Annotated in this window: 20 protein-coding genes; 10 read left to right on the top strand and 10 right to left on the bottom strand. The window is 71.1% G+C overall.

The window, feature by feature from the left end:
* Positions 1-33 precede the first annotated feature (33 nt).
* A complete protein-coding gene (locus BIU95_RS10115; protein WP_071251610.1) occupies positions 34-1,257 on the bottom strand; it encodes an SPFH domain-containing protein in 1,224 nt (407 codons plus the stop codon).
* The gene (locus tag BIU95_RS10110) at positions 1,254-1,727 is read right to left on the bottom strand and encodes an NfeD family protein (RefSeq protein WP_017887317.1); all 474 of its coding nucleotides are present in this window, start codon (positions 1,725-1,727) and stop codon (positions 1,254-1,256) included. Before BIU95_RS10110 ends, BIU95_RS10115 begins: the two co-directional genes overlap by 4 nt.
* A gap of 154 nt (positions 1,728-1,881) precedes the next feature.
* Here BIU95_RS10110 and BIU95_RS10105 point away from each other — a divergent pair, with 154 nt between their 5' ends.
* The 5 genes from BIU95_RS10105 to BIU95_RS18660 all read left to right on the top strand — a co-directional run bounded on the left by BIU95_RS10105 (position 1,882) and on the right by BIU95_RS18660 (position 6,263).
* Positions 1,882-2,643, top strand: a complete 762-nt coding sequence (locus BIU95_RS10105) for an SDR family oxidoreductase (protein ID WP_056068678.1) — start codon at positions 1,882-1,884, stop codon at positions 2,641-2,643.
* 10 nt (positions 2,644-2,653) lie between these two features.
* On the top strand, positions 2,654-3,106 hold the full coding sequence (locus tag BIU95_RS10100; protein ID WP_056068676.1) for an NUDIX hydrolase: 453 nt from the start codon (positions 2,654-2,656) through the stop codon (positions 3,104-3,106).
* 91 nt (positions 3,107-3,197) lie between these two features.
* Positions 3,198-5,591, top strand: coding sequence for an excinuclease ABC subunit UvrA (locus BIU95_RS10095; RefSeq protein WP_071251609.1), 2,394 nt, complete (start codon positions 3,198-3,200; stop codon positions 5,589-5,591).
* Positions 5,592-5,714: 123 nt separating this feature from the next.
* Positions 5,715-5,999: a DUF4190 domain-containing protein gene (locus tag BIU95_RS10090; RefSeq protein ID WP_017887321.1), complete on the top strand. Its 285-nt coding sequence runs from the start codon at positions 5,715-5,717 to the stop codon at positions 5,997-5,999.
* A gap of 108 nt (positions 6,000-6,107) precedes the next feature.
* Complete coding sequence (locus tag BIU95_RS18660; protein WP_017887322.1) at positions 6,108-6,263, top strand: hypothetical protein; 156 nt, start codon at positions 6,108-6,110, stop codon at positions 6,261-6,263.
* 157 nt (positions 6,264-6,420) lie between these two features.
* Here BIU95_RS18660 and BIU95_RS10085 read toward each other — a convergent pair whose 3' ends face one another.
* The 3 genes from BIU95_RS10085 to BIU95_RS10075 all read right to left on the bottom strand — a co-directional run bounded on the left by BIU95_RS10085 (position 6,421) and on the right by BIU95_RS10075 (position 11,631).
* Positions 6,421-7,005 carry a hypothetical protein gene (locus BIU95_RS10085; protein WP_071251608.1) on the bottom strand — a complete coding sequence of 195 codons (585 nt, stop codon included), beginning with the start codon at positions 7,003-7,005 and terminating at the stop codon, positions 6,421-6,423.
* Positions 7,006-7,061: 56 nt separating this feature from the next.
* Positions 7,062-8,093, bottom strand: coding sequence for an alcohol dehydrogenase catalytic domain-containing protein (locus tag BIU95_RS10080; protein WP_071251607.1), 1,032 nt, complete (start codon positions 8,091-8,093; stop codon positions 7,062-7,064).
* Positions 8,094-8,184: 91 nt separating this feature from the next.
* Positions 8,185-11,631: an SdrD B-like domain-containing protein gene (locus tag BIU95_RS10075; RefSeq protein ID WP_071251606.1), complete on the bottom strand. Its 3,447-nt coding sequence runs from the start codon at positions 11,629-11,631 to the stop codon at positions 8,185-8,187.
* A gap of 185 nt (positions 11,632-11,816) precedes the next feature.
* Between BIU95_RS10075 and BIU95_RS10070 the strand changes: the two genes are divergently transcribed.
* The gene (locus BIU95_RS10070) at positions 11,817-12,257 is read left to right on the top strand and encodes a GNAT family N-acetyltransferase (RefSeq protein WP_017887325.1); all 441 of its coding nucleotides are present in this window, start codon (positions 11,817-11,819) and stop codon (positions 12,255-12,257) included.
* Positions 12,258-12,270: 13 nt separating this feature from the next.
* Here the strand turns inward: BIU95_RS10070 and BIU95_RS10065 are convergent, their stop codons facing one another.
* A complete protein-coding gene (locus BIU95_RS10065; protein ID WP_071251618.1) occupies positions 12,271-12,951 on the bottom strand; it encodes an SDR family NAD(P)-dependent oxidoreductase in 681 nt (226 codons plus the stop codon).
* A 102-nt stretch (positions 12,952-13,053) separates the two neighbouring features.
* On the opposite strand from BIU95_RS10065, the gene BIU95_RS10060 reads away from it, so the two are divergent.
* Complete coding sequence (locus BIU95_RS10060; RefSeq protein WP_175470749.1) at positions 13,054-13,887, top strand: helix-turn-helix domain-containing protein; 834 nt, start codon at positions 13,054-13,056, stop codon at positions 13,885-13,887.
* Here the strand turns inward: BIU95_RS10060 and BIU95_RS10055 are convergent.
* Positions 13,874-15,094 carry a beta-ketoacyl synthase gene (locus BIU95_RS10055; RefSeq protein WP_071251605.1) on the bottom strand — a complete coding sequence of 407 codons (1,221 nt, stop codon included), beginning with the start codon at positions 15,092-15,094 and terminating at the stop codon, positions 13,874-13,876. The genes BIU95_RS10060 and BIU95_RS10055 overlap by 14 nt on opposite strands.
* Before the next feature lie 54 nt (positions 15,095-15,148).
* Here BIU95_RS10055 and BIU95_RS10050 point away from each other — a divergent pair, with 54 nt between their 5' ends.
* Positions 15,149-15,727 (top strand): TetR/AcrR family transcriptional regulator C-terminal domain-containing protein, encoded by a 579-nt coding sequence (locus BIU95_RS10050; protein WP_071251604.1) that lies wholly within the window; start codon positions 15,149-15,151, stop codon positions 15,725-15,727.
* 42 nt (positions 15,728-15,769) lie between these two features.
* Here BIU95_RS10050 and dhaM read toward each other — a convergent pair whose 3' ends face one another.
* The 3 genes from dhaM to dhaK all read right to left on the bottom strand — a co-directional run bounded on the left by dhaM (position 15,770) and on the right by dhaK (position 18,253).
* Entirely contained in the window at positions 15,770-16,504 is a 735-nt protein-coding gene (gene dhaM / locus BIU95_RS10045) for a dihydroxyacetone kinase phosphoryl donor subunit DhaM (RefSeq protein WP_056068662.1), read from the bottom strand.
* Positions 16,501-17,127 (bottom strand): dihydroxyacetone kinase subunit DhaL, encoded by a 627-nt coding sequence (dhaL, locus tag BIU95_RS10040; RefSeq protein WP_017887331.1) that lies wholly within the window; start codon positions 17,125-17,127, stop codon positions 16,501-16,503. The genes dhaM and dhaL overlap by 4 nt, the downstream gene beginning before the upstream one ends.
* A 124-nt stretch (positions 17,128-17,251) precedes the next feature.
* The gene (gene dhaK, locus BIU95_RS10035; RefSeq protein ID WP_071251603.1) at positions 17,252-18,253 is read right to left on the bottom strand and encodes a dihydroxyacetone kinase subunit DhaK; all 1,002 of its coding nucleotides are present in this window, start codon (positions 18,251-18,253) and stop codon (positions 17,252-17,254) included.
* A gap of 315 nt (positions 18,254-18,568) precedes the next feature.
* Between dhaK and BIU95_RS10030 the strand changes: the two genes are divergently transcribed.
* Both BIU95_RS10030 and glpK read left to right on the top strand, forming a co-directional pair.
* Positions 18,569-19,294, top strand: a complete 726-nt coding sequence (locus BIU95_RS10030; RefSeq protein WP_017887333.1) for an MIP/aquaporin family protein — start codon at positions 18,569-18,571, stop codon at positions 19,292-19,294.
* 83 nt (positions 19,295-19,377) lie between these two features.
* On the top strand, positions 19,378-20,889 hold the full coding sequence (glpK, locus tag BIU95_RS10025; protein WP_017887334.1) for a glycerol kinase GlpK: 1,512 nt from the start codon (positions 19,378-19,380) through the stop codon (positions 20,887-20,889).
* The last annotated feature ends 296 nt before the right edge of the window (positions 20,890-21,185 follow it).

Genomic DNA, 21,185 nt, shown 5'->3' with positions numbered 1-21,185 from the left:
GGGCGGGCGTCGTCGTTCGTTCGTGCCGACGTGTCAGCGCCGACCGGAGCCGTCGCTCGTCCGGTGACCGGAAGCGTCGTCGCCCGGCGTCGTCGGAGTGTCCTCGACCTGCTCGGCGGTCGTGTCATCGGCGGCCGCGATGTGGGCGTCGACGCTGCGGTTCGACTCGGCCAGACGCGCGTCGAGCTCGGACTCGGGGACGATGTCGGCGGCGGTGGCGTCCGCGCGCGGCATCGTCGTGTCGGCGGATCCACCCGCGGCGGTGTTCGCCAGGCTCTCGTTCGCGAGCTTCGAGATACGGGACAGGAAGTCCGCACCACCGGCAGCACCTGCAGCACCGGCGACCGGTCCGGCGCCGCCACCACCGCGGCTGGCGCTGAAGCCCTTGGCGATGCCGGACAGGGCCTCGGTGAACTCGCTCGGGATCATCCAGAGCTTGTTCGACGTGCCCTCCGCGATCTTCGGCAGGGTCTGCAGGTACTGGTAGGACAGCAGCTTCTCGTCGGGGTCACCGGTGTGGATCGCCTCGAACACGGTCGCGATGGCCTGGGCTTCACCTTCGGCACGGAGGACCTGTGCCTTGGCGTCACCCTCGGCCGCCAGGATCGCGGCCTGCCGCTGGCCCTCGGCCTCGAGGATCTGGGACTGCTTGGTGCCCTCGGCCTGCAGGATCGCGGCACGACGGCTGCGCTCGGCACGGAGCTGCTGTTCCATGGCGTCCTGGATGGACACGGGCGGCTCGATCGCCTTGAGCTCGACTCGGCCGACGCGGATGCCCCACTTGCCGGTCGCTTCGTCGAGGACGACGCGCAGCTGGCCGTTGATGTTGTCGCGGCTGGTCAGGGCCTCTTCGAGGTTCAGGCCACCGACCACGTTGCGGAGCGTCGTGGTGGTGAGCTGCTCGACGGCGCCGAGGTAGTTCGCGATCTCGTAGGTCGCCGCACGGGCGTCGGTCACCTGGAAGTAGACGACCGTGTCGATCGAGACCACCAGGTTGTCCTCGGTGATCACGGGCTGCGGCGGGAACGAGACGACCTGCTCGCGCATGTCGAGCAGCGGCCGCAGACGGTCGATGAACGGCACCAGGAGGTTCAACCCCGGGTTGAGGGTCTTGTGGTACTTGCCGAGACGTTCGACGACGCCCGCGGTGGCCTGGGGGACGATGCGGATCGCCTTCGCCAGGACGACGATCACGAAGATGACGACGACGAGGATGAGGACGAGCAGTGCGATCGTCCCCGGGGAGATGCTGGTCACGAGGTGGCCCTTTCTGCGAGGCGTACGACCGCGGTCGACCCCTCGATCGACTCGACGACCACAGGGGTCCCGAGTGGCGGTGTGCGGTCGACGGAGTCCGCGGCGAACCGCGCGCTCCAGGTCTCGCCGTTGGCCAGGCGGACCTGGCCAGGGCTGGAAGCGGTGAAGGCGACCGCGACCGTGCCGGCGAGCCCGATGAGGCCCTCGACGTTGGTGCGGTGCGGGTCGGCGCCACGGCCGAGGGCGACGAGCAGTCGCGGTCGGACGAGCGACAGCAGCACCAGGGCGGCCACCGCGGCGACGATGGCGGACAGCCACCACGGTGCGCCCAGGAGCGCGGCGACCAACCCGCCGGCGGCGCCCGCCGCGAGCATGATGAAGATGAAGTCGAGAGTGAAGATCTCGACCACGCCCAGGAGCAACACCAGGCCGATCCAGACGATGCTCTGGATCCAATCGATTCCGTTCACGCGATCTCCCTCCCTCGGTCGCGCGCGGCGGCTCGCTGCGTCGCGACAGCCGGTACAACTCCGTTCAACATATCAAGGACGTCCGACGACCGTGCAGGCGATTGGTAGGCTCGGTGCGCCCGACCGGCCGGAACCAGACCTGGAGAACACGACTGTGAGCAACCCCCTCGCCCCCGGATCCCTCACCGACAAGCGCGCCGTCGTCACCGGTTCGTCCCGTGGCATCGGCGCCGACACCGTCGGGTACCTGGCCGAGGCCGGCGCGAAGGTCGTCGTGAACTACCGCAACAAGGCCAGGCGGGCCGAGCAGATCGCGGAGAAGATCGTCGAGTCCGGTGGCTCCGCCCTGGCCGTCGGCGCCGACCTCACCGAGCACGACTCCGTGCAGGCCCTGGTCGACACGGTCGTGCGGGAGTGGGGCGGCATCGACCTGCTCGTGCTCAACGCTTCGGGCGGCATGGAGTCCGGTGTCGGCGAGGACTACGCGCTCCGCCTGAACCGCGACGCCCAGGTCGACATGCTGCAGACCGCCGTGCCGCACATGCCTGCCGGGTCGCGCGTGGTCTTCGTCACGAGCCACCAGGCGCACTTCGTCGAGACCGCCGAGACGATGGACGAGTACGTCCCGGTCGCCAAGAGCAAGCGTGCCGGGGAACTCGCCCTCCGTGCGCTCATCCCGCAGCTCGAGGCCGCGGGCATCGAGTTCGTCGTCGTCTCCGGCGACATGATCGAGGGCACGATCACCGCGACGCTCCTGAACCGCCTGAACCCCGGCGCGATCGAGGGCCGTCGGCAAGAGGTCGGCAAGCTCTACAGCGTCTCCGAGTTCGCGGCCGAGATCGCCCTGGCCGCGGTCGAGCCGATCCCCGCCGACCACACCAAGCTGGTCGGCGACGTCAGCGGGTTCGTCGGCTAACGTCGGGCGGGTGACCGCCAAGCCCGGCCTGCGCCGCACCTCCCGCATCCTGCTGCTCGACCCCCGGGGTCGCGTGTTCCTGATGGACACGAAGTCGCCCTCGTCCGACGCCGCGCACCGCTGGATCACGCCGGGTGGTGGCGTCGACCCGGGGGAGTCCCACCGCGACGCCGCGATCCGCGAGCTGCGCGAGGAGACCGGGATCGTCATCGACGAACCCGGCGAACCGGTCTGGTCGTGGGACTTCACGGTCGAGTGGGACCTCGCTGACCACGACCGTGGGCACGCCGAGTTCTACGTCGTCCGCACGCCGGGCTTCGAGTTGTCCGACGCCGAGTGGACCGACGACGAACGCGTCGACATCCTCGCCTCGCGCTGGTGGACGGCGGACGAGCTCGACGCGACCGACGAGGCGTTCGAACCCGCAGAGCTGCCGGACCTGGTGCGCCGGCACGGCGCCTGAACACCGCACCACGGCCTGACGGCCGACCCAGGACCGGACGGGAGGCCCGTGGCGGCCCCGCCACGGGCCTCCCGTCGGTACGCTGACCCGCATGGACACCGATCCGGTCGACGACGACCCCGCCGGTGCCGTCGTGCACCCTGCCGACCGGCACGACCGGATCCGCGTGCGCGGAGCGCGCGCCAACAACCTGCGCGACGTCGACGTGGACCTGCCGAAGCGCCGGCTCACGGTGTTCACCGGGGTCTCCGGCTCGGGCAAGAGCTCGCTCGTGTTCGGCACCGTCGCCGCCGAGTCGCAGCGGATGATCAACGAGACCTACAGCGCGTTCGTGCAGGGGTTCATGCCGTCGCTCGCGCGTCCCGACGTCGACCTGCTCGACGGACTGACCACCGCGATCGTCGTCGACCAGGAGCGCATCGGCGCCGACCCGCGCTCCACCGTCGGCACCGCGACGGACGCGAACGCGATGCTGCGCGTGCTGTTCAGCCGACTCGGTCAGCCGCACGTCGGCGGACCGAACGCGTTCTCGTTCAACCTCGCCACCGTGACGGCCGGGGGAGCGATCACGGTGCAGAAGGGTGCGGACGCGAAGGCCCAGAAGGTCTCGTTCACGCGGCTCGGCGGCATGTGCGCGGACTGCGAGGGTCGGGGCCTGGTGAACGAGATCGACCTGACGCAGCTGTTCGACGAGACGAAGTCGCTCGGGGACGGCGCGCTCACGATCCCCGGGTACGGGACCGACGGGTGGAACGTGCGGCTGTACGCCGAGTCGGGCTACTTCGACCGGGACACCCCGATCCGCGACTTCACCGAGCAGGAGCGGCAGGACTTCCTGTACCGCGAGCCGACGAAGCAGAAGATCGCCGGCATCAACATGACCTACGAGGGGCTCGTGCACCGGGTCCGCAGATCGTTCCTGCAGAAGGACCGCGAGGCGATGCAGCCGCACATCCGGGCCTTCGTCGACCGTGCGGTGACCTTCACGACGTGTCCGGCCTGCGACGGCACCCGGTTGAACGACACCGCCCGCTCGTCGAAGGTCGCGGGCCGCAGCATCGCCGACGTCTGCGCGATGCAGGTCACCGACACCGTCACCTGGCTGCGGGGTCTGGACGACCCGGGGGTCGGGCCGTTGCTCGAGGGGCTCCGTGACCTGCTCGAGTCCTTCGTCGAGATCGGACTCGGCTACCTGTCGCTCGACCGTCCGACCGGCACGTTGTCCGGGGGAGAAGGGCAGCGCGTGAAGATGGTGAAGCACCTCGGCTCCTCACTCAGCGACGTCACGTACGTCTTCGACGAGCCGAGCACGGGGCTGCACCCGCACGACATCGAGCGGATGAACGAGCTGCTCGTCCGGTTGCGCGACAAGGGCAACACCGTCCTGGTCGTCGAGCACAAGCCCGAGGTCATCGCGATCGCCGACCACGTCGTCGACCTCGGACCCGGTGCCGGTTCCGGCGGTGGGACGCTCTGCTACCAGGGGTCCGTCGACGGGCTGCGCGCCAGCGGGACCGTGACCGGTCAGCACCTGGACGACCGCGTCACCGTGAAGTCCGACGTCCGTCGTCCGGACGGAGCGATCGCGATCCGCGGCGCGTCGGCCCACAACCTGCACGACGTCGACGTGGACGTCCCCACCGGGGTGCTCACCGTCGTCACTGGGGTCGCCGGTTCCGGCAAGAGCACACTCATCCACGGGTCGCTGGCTCGGCGCGACGACGTGGTCGCCATCGACCAGAGCGGTATCCGTGGCTCACGACGGAGCAACCCGGCGACCTACACCGGCCTGCTCGAACCGATCCGCAAGGCGTTCGCGAAGGCCAACGGCGTCAAGCCCGCACTGTTCAGCGCCAACTCCGAGGGCGCCTGCCCGGCGTGCAACGGTGCCGGTGTCGTGTACACCGACCTCGGCATGATGGCGGGCGTCGCGAGCCCCTGCGTCGAGTGCGACGGCAAGCGGTTCGATCAGGCCGTGCTCGGCTACCACCTGGGCGGGAAGGACATCAGCGAGGTGCTCGGCATGTCCGTCGCCGACGCGTTGGCGTTCTTCGCGGCGGGGGCGTCCGCACTGCCAGCCGCCCACACGATCCTCGCCCGGCTCGCAGACGTGGGGCTCGGCTACCTGACGATCGGACAGCCGCTCACCACGTTGTCCGGGGGAGAGCGGCAGCGGCTCAAGCTCGCGACGCACCTCGGTGACCGGGGCGGCGTGGTGGTGCTCGACGAGCCGACCGCGGGCCTGCACCTGGCCGACGTCGAGCAGCTGCTCGGCCTGCTCGACCGGCTCGTCGACGCCGGCCGGACGGTCGTCGTGATCGAGCACCACCAGGCCGTGATGGCGCACGCTGACTGGATCATCGACCTCGGGCCGGGCGCCGGGCACGACGGCGGGCGCATCGTGTTCGAGGGGACGCCCGCTGCACTCGTGGCGGCCCGGTCGACGCTGACCGGGCAGCACCTGGCGGCGTACGTCGGAGCCTGAGCCGGGGGACAGGCTCGGACGGTGAATCTGGGCACCAGCCGTGTGCGAGGACTACTGTTCTGACCGACGCTCACGATCGGCTACCCGGCCTGGATCAGCGTCCTGACCAGAAGGAGCTCCACCATGTCCAACCCCGGCAACGCACCCGCGACCAACAGCGGCAACGGAATCGCCGTCGGTTCGCTCGTCCTCGGCATCGTCGGCGTCGTCTTCTCGTTCCTCTTCGTGTGGGTCGGACTCATCGCCAGCATCATCGGCCTGGTCCTGGGCTTCGTCGCCCGTCGTCGCAACGCCGGTACCCGAGGCATGGTGCTCGCCGGCATCATCCTGAGTGTCATCGGCCTCGTGCTCTCGATCATCTTCATCATCGTCGCTCTGACGATCGTCGTTCCCGCGATGAACAACTGAGGCTGACCGCCGCATGACAGCGGGCGCGTGGCGGAGTCGCCACGCGCCCGCTGTCGATCTCCGGCGCCGCTGGTACGTGTCCAGGAACCCGGGCGTACCGTCCGGCGCATGAGCTACAGCCAGCCTGACCCAGCCGAAGAGACCACCCAGAGCGAGTCGCCGGAGCAGCCCGACACCGACCAGGGGAACCTGGAGGAACAGGGCGGCGAGCCGGCAGCGCTCGAGATCGACGCCGACGACGTCCCGACGAAGCCCGCCGACTGACGCCGTCGTCATCCAGTGAGCAGAAGAGGTCGAGTCCGGAGAACGGACCCGACCTCTTCTGCTCACTCAGCGCCGATCGGGTGTCGATGCGTGCGCCGATAATGCATATTATGTCAACTCAGGTGGACCGGACTCCAGAACGCCCCGCCTCCACCGGTCACAGTTCCCGACAGACGGATGCGGCAAGGACCAGCATGTTGACCTTCGCATCCGGGTCGTCACCGGCGTAGCTGACGTACACGGTCGGCGAGGTCCGGCCTCCTGAGAACCGCACCTGGGTCCACGTGCTCCGGCCCCGGTCGTCGCCACGGCGGCTGATGTCGTACCGCGTCCAAACCCGCTCGGCGTTGTCGAGCACTGTCCGTGGCGTCACTGCAGACGTGCTCGACAGGTTCACTTCCCGGCGGATCCCAGCATCACCGGTGGTGAAGCCGAGGACGTCGGTGTTCGAGCAGACGGAGTCGCCGGTCAGTTCCCCGAACGGCGCAGGCCGGGACTCCCCCTCGTCGTAGTAGTCCTTCCACTGCGACAAGCCACCGTTCGCCTCCATGAACGCGTTCACGACAGCGACGGTCCGTTCGTCCTGCTGGGTGGCGACGGCATCGGACGCGATGTACGGCCGGTGGCCTTGGCAGGAGGCAACGATGAGCACGAACACTGTCATGAAGACCGTACCGATCACCAGGTTCTTCACGGTCCGTCGACGACGAGCGGCGCGTCCCTCGAGCGTGTCGTCTTCCATGGCGCCCCTTCCCCCGCGGTTCAGCATGCCAGACAGGACGCCGGGTCGGCGCACCGTCAGAACGTCGCGACGGTCATCCCCGGAGAAGTGGCTGGCCGGTCCATCCCGACGAGCGCCTCGGGCAGGTCGTCGAAGCCGATGGTGCGGCCGATCGTCTCCTCCGGCCGGAGCCGCCCACTGACGACGGCGTCGAGCATCGCGCCGTACTCCCCGACCGCTGCGCCGTGACCGCCGAGCAGTTCGAGCTCGTCGGCGATGACCCGTCCCATCGGGATCGCCGGCGTTGCTTCGTCGTCGAGCAGCAGCCCGACCTGCACGTGTCGGCCGCGTGGACGCAGGGATGCAACCGCTGCGACCGAGGTGGCACGGCTGCCGTAGGCGTCGATCGACAGGTGCGCTCCCCCGGCGGTGCGGGAGCGAACCGCGGTCACCGCACCGGCGTCCATCAGCACCGTGTCGGCGCCCAGTGCTGCGGCTCGTTCGAGCGCCGCCGCGGAGACGTCCACCGCGAGCACGTGCGCACCGGCGGCCACGGCGACCATGATCGCCGACAGCCCGACTCCCCCGCAGCCGTAGACCACGACCCACTCCCCTGCGCTCACCCGCCCGCGGGCGTGCAGGGCGTGGAACGCGGTGCCGAAGCGGCAGCCCAGCGCCGCTGCCACCGTGAACTCCACGGCGTCGGGCAGGGCGACGAGGTTCAGATCGGCGTGCGGGACCACCAGCGACTCCGCGTAGGACCCCTGCAGGTCGAAGCCGGGCTGCTGCTGGGCGGTGCACACCTGGGTCGCGCCGTCGAGGCACTCGGCGCAGGTGCCGCAGGCGAACACGAACGGGGCCGTGACCCGGTCGCCGACGGCGAAGCGCTGCACGTCGGTGCCGATCGTCGCGACGACGCCGGCGAACTCGTGGCCGGGCACGTGCGGCAGCCGGACCGAGTCGTCGTGGCCCTTCCACGCGTGCCAGTCACTTCGGCAGACACCGGTGGCAGCCACCCGCACGACGACACCGTGGTCCGGGGCGACGGGCTCCGGCAGGTCGACGATCGAGGGGACGGAACCGAACTGGGCGTACTGGACGGCGCGCATGCCGCCATCCTGACAGACGGCGTCGAACGACGACGGAGCCCCGACCCCAAAGGTCAGGACTCCGCCGCATCGCCGTGCTGCCGGTGACGGATCAGCGCTGTCGCCGCTGGTTCCGGTTCGTTCCGAGCATCGCGGCCCCGAGCGCCAGCAGCAGGAGTGCGACGCCGAGGACGAGCGGCGTCCCCGACGTGCCGGTGAAGGCGAGCCCCTGGACGCCCCCGCGCGCTCCGGGCGACGGCGCCACAGTCGGAACGGCCGTCGACCCGGACCCGCCCCCGGGCCCGGAGCCGGGGACCGTGCCGGCGCCGGGAACCGTTCCGGGGTCGGGCCCGGGTTCCGGTTCGGGATCCGACGGCGAGTCACCGAGCAGCAGTCCGGCATCGACGGTGCGGTCGCGGGTGATCGATTCCTTCGCGCCTTCGTCGGAGCGTTCCCACGCGATCGAGACCGCGGGCGTCTCGCCGTCCTGGCCGGCGTCCGAGTCGATGGTGCCGTCGGTGCCGACGTGCTCCTTCGTGAACCGACGGCCGTCCGGAGCCGTGAAAGCCACGACGTAGTCCCCCGGGCGGAGTCCGTCGAAGGAGTACTCCCCATCGGGTCCGGACCTGGTGGCGCGTGCGACGTCGGTACCGCGGTCGTCGACGCCGGACAGTCGGATCGGCACGCGGTCGATGCCCGGTTCGTCGGAACCCTGGAGGCCGTCGTCGTTGCTGTCCGTCCACACCCGGTCCCCGATGCTGCCGGCGACCACCCGCACGGTGGCACGGTTCGACAGCGCGGCGAGTTCGAGGTTCGAGGCGCGGAGCCCGAAGCGGTTCGTGTAGGTGTCACCGTCCCGCTCCCCGCGGGTCTGCAGCGCGACGTGGTGTCGGACCGTCTGTCCAGGCGCGACACCGCCGGTCCGTTCGATCCGCACGGCGGTGACGTCGGCGAGTTCCGCGGACCCGCACGCGGGGTCGCCGAGGTCTGCCGCCGCGCACCAGAGCGTGCTGCCGCCCGGCTGGTTGGACGCTGCCGTCCCGTCGAGCGAGATCGAGGCCGGATCGCTCGTGGTGTAGCGCACGGTCTCACCGGCGCCGGGCGCGACGTCGACGCGGTCGGCCAGCGAGACGGTCCCGTGGAAGGCGGAGCCCTGGGGGTCGCCTCGGTGCGGCAGGACGTCGATGACGTCGAGCCCGCTGATGCTCCGGGCGTCGCGGTTCGTGTAGAGCAGGTCCCACTCGAGCTGGTCCCCCGTCGCGACGACCGGTTCGGTCGCCACCTTCTCCACGCCGACACCGACTGCGGCGACGACCTGCACCGCTCGTTGGGTGTCGCGGCGGAACGCTTCGGAGCGGTCCGTCGGCGAGGCGATGGTCGCGTAGTTCTGCACCGGCCCGGCTGGCGCGAGACTCGACACCTGCAGCTCGTAGGTGATCGGCGGGATCCTCGTGTTCGGCTGCTGGTCGTCGAGCGTCCACGTGAGGCGCTGGCGGAGGTTGCCGGCGTTGTCCGTGATCGTGTCGAGCTCGGCCGGCCTGGACGCACTCTCGGGGATGTAGTCGGTGTGCATCGGCAGCACGTCGCGGACCGTCACGGTGGTCGCTTGCCCACCGGAGTGGCCGTTGGTGAGTGTCGGGTAGAGGGCGTACTCGAGGGTGCTCCCGGACCCGACGAAGCTCGTCTTGTCCGGTGTGTCCTCCGCGGTCGTGCCCGGGTCGACGATCTTCTTCCGGATGCGTGCCAGGTTCTCCGTGATCACGACGCTGTCGGCCATCGCTCCGGCACCGTTCTCCGGCCGGGCCGTGTCGTGGGTCCAGACGTCGGTGTGTTCGCCGAGCAGGGCGTGTCCGAAGTCGTACGCGCGGGTCCCCGAGGGTGCGTCGGCCACTGCGACGTACGTGTGCAGCACCGCTCTCGCCCCACCGTCGACGTCGCCGAGCGCGCGCACGGCGCCGACCGCGGCGCGACCGCCCGGAACCTCGTCTGGGCTGGCGAACCACGGTCCGTCGTCATCGCCGCACGTGTGGCCCTGCCCGGCCGCGGGGTTCGTCATGTCGTAGGCCGCGTACTCGATGCGCGGCCTGCTCAACCCGCTGGTCCACGCCGTCGCGCTCGGGGTGCCCCCGCGGGTGAGGCGCTGGGTCCCGCGATCGAAGGTGTCGCAGAGGATCGTGCCGGTCCAGCGGCTGTACCCGTCGTTGAGGACGGTGACGTCGCTCCGCAGGACCTGCCCCTGCGTCACCCATGGATCGCCCGCGCGGGCGGAACCCTCGACGGTGGTGCCGGCGCTGTCGATCACGCGCCAGAGTCGCTTGCCGGCGGTGCCGGACCCGACACCCACCAGGTTGCGCGACGTGCTGTTGTCGGCGAGGGGCTCCTCGCTGCCGGGGTAGTTCTGTGCGCCACTCGCCGACGTGGTCTGCACGGCCGAGTACCGGTTGGTCGACAGGACCGAGCCCGGCGGGTAGGGCAGCCAGAGGCTCAGGTAGCCCGAGACGAAGTACGCCCTGGTGCCACCCGTGACCGGGCCGCCGCTGAGCGACTGGGTGGGGATGCGGTCCGGGTCGGTGACGGTGTCCGTGATCGTCACGTCGACGTCCGCGCCGGGCGAGGACTGCGTGCAGACGATGGTCCCCGAGTCGACCACGCTGCGCGGCCCGCCACCCCGTCCGCCCGGCAGGCCGTCGAAGCGCCAGGCGTTCGTTGCGTTCACGCCGCAGGCAGGCGCGGTCCCGTTCCACAGCACGGCGGTCGACGGCAGGTCGCCGAGGATCTCGGACACGTCGTCGGTGAAGGTCATCGGGCCGGCGCTCGCTTCGAACCCGAGCAGGCCCTGTCCGGCGACGACGGGCTCCCAGTTCACCGCGATCGGGTAGACGAGACGCAGGCCTCGCTCGCCGTCGGGACCGATGACGTCAGGGGTGAGCGAGGACCCGACGACGTCCTTGCTCAGGTTGTAGCGCGCGGCTGCCGAGACCGTCACGGTCGGCGCGACTGCCGTCACGACGCCGTTGTCCGCGTTGTCCGCCGTGGCTTCGACCGTGACCTCGATCTCGTCGCCGTGCCGCATGGTGCCGGAGACGTCGAGCACGACGGGGACCTCGACGAGGTTGCCCTCGGTCAGGTCACCGACCGAGCAGGTGAGTCGCTGCCCGTCGATGCGCGACGCGGCCCCGGTGCACGGCTTCGGCAGCCCCGCCCAGGTCGTGCCGGCCGGAGCGGTCACGACGAACCGTTGGTTGACGCTGTCGCCGTCGTTCACGCTCATCTCGACGCTGTACGTGATCGCGTCGAGTGTCCGCACGATGCCGTTCGTTCCGCTCGAGTCGGCCCCGGGCCGGTCGTCCGGGGTGAACGGGCCGTTGCCGTCCTTGGCGACCTTCGCAGCGAGACCGACCGTCCCTGCCGGACGGACGGTCGACGTCGCAGGGTCCGTCGTGGCCGTGCCCACCGCTCCCCCGGCCGGGGTCGCGCCCGCGGGGGCGGCGGCGGTGAGCGGGAGCGTCAGCGACAACGCCGTGGCGACGACAGCTCGGATCGGGATGCGTGTTCGCATGGGACTCCTCGTGCGGGCGGGTGCAGGGTGCACCCACTGCCCAGGAGTGTAGGAATCCATCTGGAATGCTGCAATGAATATTTCGTATTCGCTCTGACGCTTTCGCCTCGGTCGGCATCGAGGACCGGTCCACCGGATCCCGATCGGACGTCGCCCCGCGGCCGCGTCTCCGGTTGACTGGGACGATGACGGATCTGCGCTTCTCCACCGACCCCGCCGACCTCGACGTGGACCGCGTGCACCGCTGGTTGAGCGAGGAGTCGTACTGGGCGCGCGGGCGCGACCGGGCGACCCAGGACGCGATCATCGCCGGTTCCCGGAACTTCGGCGTCTACGACGCGGTGACCGGCGAGCAGCTCGGCTACGCGCGGGTGGTCACCGACGGTGTCACGTTCGGCTGGCTCTCGGACGTGTTCGTCGCCCCAGGGGCCCGGGGTCGGGGTGTCGGGGTCGCCCTGGTGCGCGGGGTGACCGAGGCGGTCGAGGCCCTCGGACTGAAGCGCTTCGCCCTGTTCACCGCGGACGCCCACGGCCTGTACGAGCGGTTCGGGTTCCGGCCGCTGCCCGATCCGGAGGGGTGGATGATGCGGCCCGGCCCGGGCTTCGGCGACGACGTGCACGACTGACGGAGCGCCGCCCTCAGTACTCGATGCGTCCCTCGCGGTTGTGGAACTCCCCCGTCGGCCCCTCGGTGCCGATCGTCGCGAGCGCGACCGTGGCGTCGGTGCCCTCGGTGATCGTCTGGTGCCCGCCGAACCCGTTGAACGCCGTCGCGGTGTAGCCCGGGTCGCTCGCGTTCACCCGGAACCCGGGCAGGTTCTTCGCGTACTGCACGGTCAACGCGATCACGGCCGCCTTCGACGCCGCGTACGGCACGGCCGGCACCCCGTACTCGTCGTGCCCGGGCGTGGTGAGCCAGCGTGGGAAGCCGACCCCCGACGCGACGTTCACGATGACGGGTGCTGCCGAGCGCCGCAGCAGGGGCAGCGCGGCCTGGGTCACCCGGACGATGCCGGTGACGTTGGTGTCGAGGACGGTCGCCATCGCGTCCGCGTCGAGGTCGTCGACCCCGAACGAGTCGCCGAGGATCCCGGCGTTGTTCACCAGCACGTCCAAGGACGGGATCGTGGCGATCGCCGAGTCGATGCTGGCCTGGTCGGTCACGTCCAGCTGCACGACGTGGGCGCCGAGCGCCCGGGCGTCGTCGCCGCTGGCCGGGTCGCGCATGCCGGCGTGGACGGTGTGGCCGGCTTCGATCAGTCGGCGTGCGGTCTCGAGTCCGAGGCTGCGGTTGGCCCCGGTGATCAGTGTCGTCGTCATGTTCCCAGCCTGCCCCAGCCGGCCCGGCTGCCCCAGGCACGGTGCGACGGTGGGACCGGCAGTACCAGGACGGACTGGAGGCGCGGGGCGATGATGGTGGACATGAGCGAGTTCGCGAACGTGTTGCGTTCCTGGCGTGACCGGGTGCGTCCCGAGGCGGTCGGCCTGCCGGCCGGCCCCGGCAGACGGACCCCGGGCCTCCGCCGCGAGGAACTCGCCGCCCTGGCGGGCGTGAGCGTGGACTACGTCGTCCGCCTCGAGCAAGGCCGGGCGACGAACCCGTCGCCGCAGCTGCTCGCGTCGCTCGCGACGGCGCTCCGGCTGTCGTCCGAGGAGCGGGACCACCTGTGCCGGGTGGCCGGCGTCGCCCCGCCGTCCCGTCAGGTGGTGCCGCGGCACGTCACGCCCGGCGTGCAGCGTCTGGTGGACCGACTCGGCGACGTGCCGCTCGCGGTGTTCACGGCGACGCACGACATCGTGCTCTGGAACGACCTGTGGGCCGCGGTGAACGGCGATCCGACGCGGTACGTCGGCCTCGACCGCAACCTGGTCTGGCGGCACTTCACCAAGGAGCGCGACGGGGTGGACTGGGACGAGGAGCACCAGGAGGAGTTCTCGAGTGACCTCGCCGCCGATCTGCGGCAGGCGTACGGGCGCTACCCCGGCGACCGTGACCTGGCAGCACTCGTCGACCGGCTGCTGCGGGAGTCGCCGGAGTTCGCCCGCCGGTGGGAGACCGGCCGGATCGCCGAGCACCGTGCGAGCCGCAAGGTCGTGCACACGCCGGTCGGTCCGGTGGAGATCGACTGCGACGTGCTGACCGTGCCGGGTGGCGACCTGCGCATCGTCGTCTACACGGTCGTACCGGGCTCCGAGTCGGCCGCGAAGCTCGACCTGCTCCGGGTCACCGGCCTGCAGGAGCTCACGCCGCGGTGAACACCAGCGACGCGTTCTGACCGCCGAACCCGAACGAGTTGTTCAACGCCGCACCGAGCGGAGCCGTCCGCGCGGTGCCGGAGACGACGTCGAGGTCCACCGCGGGGTCGAGCTGGTCGAGGTTCAGGGTCGGCGGCACGGTCCCGGTCTCGAGTGCCCGCAGGGTCAGGACCGCCTCGACCGCCCCGGCCGCGCCGAACATGTGCCCGATCGCGCTCTTCGGTGCGGTGACCAGCGCTCCGGTGCCCACCGCACGGCTGATCGCGGTCGCCTCGCCGACGTCGCCGACCGGGGTGCCGGTCGCGTGTGCGTTCACGTGGTCGATGTCGCCCCCGGTGAGTCCCGCCATCCGGATCGCGGACCGCATGGCCCGTTCCTGCTCGCTGCCGTCGGTGCGCGGCGCGGTGATGTGGTGCGCGTCCGAGGTGATCCCCCACCCGGCGAGCGTGCCGTGCGACCGCTGCCCGCGTGCGGCGGCGTGGTCGGCACGCTCGAGCACGACGACGCCGGCGCCCTCGCCGAGGACGAAGCCGCGGCGGTCGGCGTCGAACGGCCTGGACAGGGTCGTCGGGTCGTCGCCGTCGGGCTTCGCGAGCGCCTGCGACTGCGCGAACGACGCCATGGTCACCGGGGTCACCGCGGCCTCGGTGCCGCCCGTGATGACGACGTCGGCCTCACCGGTCACGATGAGTCGCGCGGCGGTCGCGATGGCCTCGGCACCGGAGGCGCACGCCGACACCGTCGTGTATGCACCGCCCCGCGCCCCGTACGCGATGCTGATCTGCGCCGCGGCGCCGTTCGCCATGAGCATCGGCACCGTGCGCGGGGAGACCCGTCGGGCACCGGATGCTCCGAGCACGTCGTGCGCGTCGAGGAGCGTCTCCACGCCCCCGATCCCGGTGCCGATCACCACGGCGAGGCGGTCGCCCTCGACCGCGGGGGCACCCGCGTCCGTCCATGCTTCCTCCGCGGCGACGAGCGCGAGCTGCTGACTGCGGTCGAGGCGGTTCGCGCGGACCCGGCCCAGTGCCCCGTCGGCGTCGAGTGCCGCCTCGGCACCGACCCGGATCGGCACCTGTCCCCAGAGCGCTCCGTCGCGGTGCAGGGAGCGGACGCCGGAGCGACCGGCCACCAGGGCGTCCCAGAGCGGTGCGACGCCGTGGCCGAAGGGTGAGACCGTGCCGTAGCCGGTGATGACGATGTCCACGGGAACTCCTCTTGTATGTTGAACAAGTTGAGTTGTACCACGTACAATTCGGACATGGCAACCTCGGTGGACGGCTCCGGCACGGCACGCGGCGCGGCGACGCGGGCGAGGATCCTCGCGGCGACGGCCGGACTGCTCAGCGCGGGCGCACGCACCGTCACCGTCAGCGAGGTCGCGCGGGCCGCGGGCGTGTACCCGAACCAGATCACGCACCACTACGGCTCGAAGGACCGCCTGGTGCTCGACGCCGCGTTCGCGCTGTTCCTCCGCGACACGACTCGGCTGCAGGCGGCCGGTCGTCGCGCGCGGTCGTCGGAGTCGTTCCGCCAGGTCCTCGCCCGGACCGCCCTCGCGATGCCGTCGACACCCCTCGTGGTCCGCGCGCTGGCGGCTGCGGGTGACGACACCGCCCAGCGGGAGCGCGTCCGACTGCTGCTCGCGGTGCTGTTCCGGCAGTCCGAACGCTACCTGGAGCGCGTCGTCGGCGACCAGGGATGGACGAGCCCCGGCGGCGTCGCCCGTGACGCCCGCACGTTCTGGAGCGCCGTGTTCGGTGCCACCCTGCTCGCCGACGCCGGGGTCACCGGCGGCCCCTCGGACCTCGACCTGGCCGGCACGGTCTCGATCCGGTGACCGGGGCGCGCACCGCCGCCGGGGACTCCCCCGGCGGCGGTGTCACTCGCCGAAGCCGGACCGGACCAGTTCGACCAGGGCGTCGACCGCGGCCTGCGCGTCCCGACCGGTCGCGTCGATCGACACCGTCGCGCCCTTCGGCAGCGCCAGGGCCATGATCGCGAGCAGGCTCTTCGCGTCCACACCGTTGACGTGCACGCTCGCGTCGTACTTCGCCGCCGTCTTGACGAACTCCGCGGCGGGCCGGGCGTGCAGCCCGGTCTCGTTCACCAGCTCGACCGACGCACTGACGCGGTCTGCGCCTGCTGCGTCGTCGACGGGACCTGCCCCGTCGGCCGGCCCCGTGCCTCCAGGCTGGTCACCGGACGGACGGGAGGCGGTGCTCGCGTCCGCCTCGGAACCCGCGGCTGACGCCGCAGCGGCCAGGACCGCGTCGGCGTCCCCGCCCGTCTGGGCGGCGACCGCCGCGGCGACCGTGCCCTCGACCAGCGGGGCCGGCGACACGTGCACCCGTGCGCGGACGTCGTCGTCGAGGAAGTCGAGCGCGGTGTCGGTCGTCAGGTAGGCGGAGCCGAGGTCGCACAGCACCACGACGCCGTCGGCCCCGGCGAGTTCCTCGATGCCGGCGGTGATCGCCTCGAACGAGGTGCCGATGCCGCCGTCGTCGGTGCCGCCCGCGGCGACGAGTGGCACGTCCGCGGCCATCTGCCGGGCGAGCTCGACGGTGCCCGTCGCGATCGCAGCGCTGTGCGAGACGACGAGGATGCCGACGGTCACGCGGCGTCCACAGCTGCGCGCAGGATGTACGCGGTCGACTGCGCACCGGGGTCTCGGTACCCGATCGCGCGGTCGCCGAGGTAGCTCGCGCGGCCCTTGTGCGCCACGAGCGGCTCGGTGTCGGCGGCCCCCTGCGCTGCGGCGTCGGCTGCGGCGGCGAGCACGGCCTCCGGGTCGGCGCCGGCGCCGGCAGCCGCTGCGGCGGCGTCGACCGCGGGGCTCCACGCGTCGACCATCGTCTTGTCGCCGACGGCGGCCTTGCCGCGGGACACCACACCGTCACGCGCGGCGGTCAGGACCGCGACCAGCGTGTCCGCGTCGAGCTCGGACGCGTCCCCTGCAGCCTGCGCGGCCTTCAGGTAGGCGGTGCCGAACAGCGGACCGGCCGCGCCGCCCACCGTCGAGATGAGCTTCGTCGCGACGGCCTTGAGGACGGCGCCCGGGGTGTCGAAGGAGCCGGCGTCGACGGATTCGAGCACGGCGCGGAAGCCTCGGTCGAGGTTCTCGCCGTGGTCACCGTCCCCGATCTCGCGGTCGAGCGTGACCAGCTCGGCACGGTGTTCGTCGATCGTCGCGGCGGTGCGACGGACCCAGTCGATGGCCCATGCGGTGTCGAGCGCCAATGCGGTTCCCTTCGTGTGTCCGGCCCGGTGGGGTCCGGTGTCGTGGTCCGGTGGTCGAGCGTCCGTGGTCGGTTGCGGTTGCGGTTGCGGTTGCGGTTGCGGTTGCGGTCGCAGGCGCGGTCGCTCAGCGTCCCCAGCGCAGGGCCGGGGTCTCCACCGGGGCGTCCCAGAGGGCCGTGAGTTCGTCGTCGAGCACCGTGACGGTGAGCGAGAACCCCTGCATCTCGAGGGACGTGACGTAGTCGCCGACCAAACTACGCGTGACCCGGTAGCCGCGGTCGGAGAGCACCTCGGCGGCGCGTCGGTAGGCGATGTACAGCTCGGAGAGCGGTGTGCCGCCCATGCCGTTGACCAGCAGCAGCAGTGCCGATCCGGCCGGGGCGTCCAGGTCCGTCAGGATCGGTTCGAGCACGCGGTCGACCAGCTGGTCCGCCGGCGCCATCGCGATCCGCTCGCGGCCCGGCTCGCCGTGGATGCCGATGCCGAGCTCGACCTCGTCGTCAGCGAGTACGAAGGACGGCTCCCCCGCGTGCGGGACGGTGCCCGAGGCGAGCGCGAGCCCCATCGAGCGCGTGACGTCGTTGACGTGCCGGGCCACGGCGGCGACCGCGTCCAGATCGTCCCCGCGTTCCGCGGCGGCACCGGCGCACTTCTCCACCACGACGGTCCCGGCGACACCGCGACGACCGGCGGTGAACAGGGAGTCCTGCACGGCGACGTCGTCGTCCACCACAACGGACTCGACCCGGACGTCGTCCATCGCGGCCAGCTCTGCGGCGGTCTCGAAGTTCAGCACGTCGCCGGTGTAGTTCTTCACGATGTGCAGCACGCCGGCACCGCCGTCGACGGCCTTCGTCGCGGCGACGATCGGGTCGGGGGTCGGGCTCGTGAACACCGGACCGGGGACGGCGGCGTCGAGCATGCCGTACCCGACGAAGCCGGCGTGCAGTGGCTCGTGCCCGCTGCCACCACCGCTGACGATGCCGACCTTGCCGGCCACGGGGGCGTCGGCGCGGTGCAGGTGGATCGGGTCCTCGACCAGCACGACGTGTCCGGCGTGTGCCCGGGCGAACCCCCGGACGGTCTCCTCGACCACGGCCTGCGGGTCGTTGATGAGCTTCTTCATGCGGTGCCTCCACGGGTACGGGGTCGAGCCGTGGCGGTCACACCGCGCGTCGTCGACCGGAGTGCGCCCAATCTACATCGGCGGCACGGCCAGCCGTCCGGCGGGGATGCACGTTCGTGCAGCACACCGAGGACGCGTCACCGGCTCCGGATCGTGCTGGGGACACTCGCCCTGCACGTTCGTGCACGATCCCGCTCTCCGCTCACGAATTCACCACCCGGCCGTGAGCGTCGTCACTATGGTTGGCCTCAATCACTCAACGGGGAGTGCGGCGCAGCACGGCCGGACCCCCACCTCACGCACTGGAGGTCACCGATGGACGACATCGGCGTCAAGTTCCTGTCCGAGCTCGTCGGTACGGCGATGCTCATCATCCTGGGTGGCGGCGTCGTCGCCGCCGTCTCGCTGGCGAAGTCCAAGGGCTTCGGAGCCGGCTTCCTCATGGTCACGATCGGCTGGGGCTTCGCGGTCTTCGCCGGTGCCACCGTCGCCTACAAGTCCGGTGGCCAGCTCAATCCGGCCGTCAGCCTCGCGCAGGCGATCCTCGGCAAGATCACCGTCGGCGAGATGTTCCTCTTCTGGATCGCCCAGGTGATCGGTGCGGTCATCGGTGCCGTCATCGTCTGGCTCGCGTACAAGCAGCACTTCGACGAGGAGCCCGACGCGGCCGCCAAGCTCGGTGTCTTCTCGACCGGCCCCGCGATCCGCTCGTACGGCTGGAACCTCGTCACCGAGATCATCGGCACCTTCGTCCTGGTCTTCGTCGTCCTCGCCTTCACCAACGGCGGGACCCCCACGGACCTCGGCGCCATCCCCGTCGCCTTCCTCGTGATCGCGATCGGTGTCAGCCTCGGTGGCCCCACCGGCTACGCCATCAACCCGGCCCGTGACCTCGGCCCGCGCATCGCGCACGCCTTCCTGCCCATCAAGGGCAAGGGCTCGAGCGACTGGGCCTACGCCTGGGTGCCGGTCGTCGGACCCCTGATCGGTGGCGCCCTCGCTGCCGGCCTGTCCGTCGCCCTGCTGCCCGTCGTCAGCTGACCCACCCCCACCCCGAAGGCGTGGGCGGCCGTTCCGCACGACCGACCACGCAACCGCACCGAACACACCCGTAAGGAGCACCAATGGCCGACTACATCGTCGCCATCGACCAGGGCACGACCTCGACCCGAGCAATCGTGTTCGACCACTCCGGTTCGATCATCTCGACCGGGCAGAAGGAACACGAGCAGATCTTCCCGCGCGCCGGGTGGGTCGAGCACGACCCCGCCGAGATCTGGGACAACACCCGCGAGGTGATCGGTCAGGCACTGTCGCGTGCCGACATCACGCGCCACGACGTCGCAGCCGTCGGCATCACCAACCAGCGCGAGACCGCCGTCGTCTGGGACAAGACCACCGGCAAGCCGATCTACAACGCGATCGTCTGGCAGGACACCCGCACGCAGGCCCTCGTCGACAAGCTCGCCGACGGCGACACGGACAAGTACAAGGCCATCGTCGGCCTGCCGCTCGCGACCTACTTCGCCGGCACCAAGATCATGTGGATCCTCGAGAACGTCGAGGGTGCGCGTGAGAAGGCCGAAGCGGGCGACCTGCTCTTCGGCACCACCGACACCTGGGTCCTCTGGAACCTGACCGGTGGCGTCGACGGCGGCGTGCACAAGACCGACGTCACGAACGCGTCCCGCACGCTGTTCATGGACCTCGAGACGCTCCAGTGGCGTGACGACATCCTCGCCGACTTCGGTGTGCCGAAGTCGATGCTCCCCGAGATCGTCAGCTCCTCCGAGGTCTACGGCCACGTCGAGTCCTCGAGCCTGCTGCGCGAGGTCCCGATCGCCGGCATCCTCGGCGACCAGCAGGCCGCGACCTTCGGCCAGGCCGCGTTCGACCAGGGCGAGTCGAAGAACACCTACGGCACCGGCAACTTCCTGATCTTCAACACCGGTACCGAGATCGTCCGCTCCGAGAACGGCCTGCTCACCACCGTCGGCTACAAGCTCGGCGACCAGGAGACGCACTACGCCCTCGAGGGTTCGATCGCCGTCACGGGCTCGCTCATCCAGTGGCTCCGCGACAACCTCGGCCTGATCGGCAGCGCCCCGGAGGTCGAGGCCCTGGCCAAGACCGTCGAGGACAACGGCGGCGTGTACTTCGTGCCCGCGTTCTCCGGGCTCTTCGCGCCGTACTGGCGTCCCGATGCCCGCGGCGCGATCGTCGGCCTGACCCGCTTCGTCAACAAGGGCCACATCGCGCGTGCTGCCCTCGAGGCGACGGCGCTGCAGACCCGCGAGGTGCTCGACGCGGTCAACGCCGACTCCGGTGTGGACCTGACCGAGCTCAAGGTCGACGGCGGCATGACCGCGAACAGCGAGCTCATGCAGTTCCAGGCCGACATGCTCAACGTGCCGGTCGTCCGCCCGGTCGTCGCGGAGACGACGGCGCTCGGTGCGGCCTACGCCGCCGGTCTCGCGGTCGGCTTCTGGGCCAACCTCGACGAGCTCCGTGCCAACTGGCAGGAGGACAAGCGCTGGGAGCCGCAGCTCGACGCCGCCGAGCGCGAGCGGACGCTCCGCCTGTGGAAGAAGGCCGTCACGAAGACCTTCGACTGGGTCGACGAGGACGTGCAGTAACACCGCACGCGCGCGCTGATCGCGTGCACTGATCGCACCGACAGGAGGCCCGGTGCCGGTTCCAGGAACCGGCACCGGGCCTCCAGTGCGTTGCGTCTCCTGCGGGTCGGTCGCGGTCGGTCTGCCGGCCCGTCGGCCCGTCGTCGGGTGGTTGCCGGCACGGCACGGTGCGGGTTGGTTCACCGGGTGCAGCGGTGAGCGCCAGGTGCGTGCTCGTAGCGCAGCACCGAGCCGTCAGGCTCGCACCGGCTGACGCACCGCGCACGGTGCGGCTCTCGCGGAAGCGGCACGGGATC

It is taken from the genome of Curtobacterium sp. MCBA15_007 (assembly GCF_001864905.1).
GTDB classification, from domain to species: Bacteria; Actinomycetota; Actinomycetes; order Actinomycetales; family Microbacteriaceae; genus Curtobacterium; species Curtobacterium poinsettiae.
This window is presented reverse-complemented; position numbering and strand designations above follow the sequence as displayed.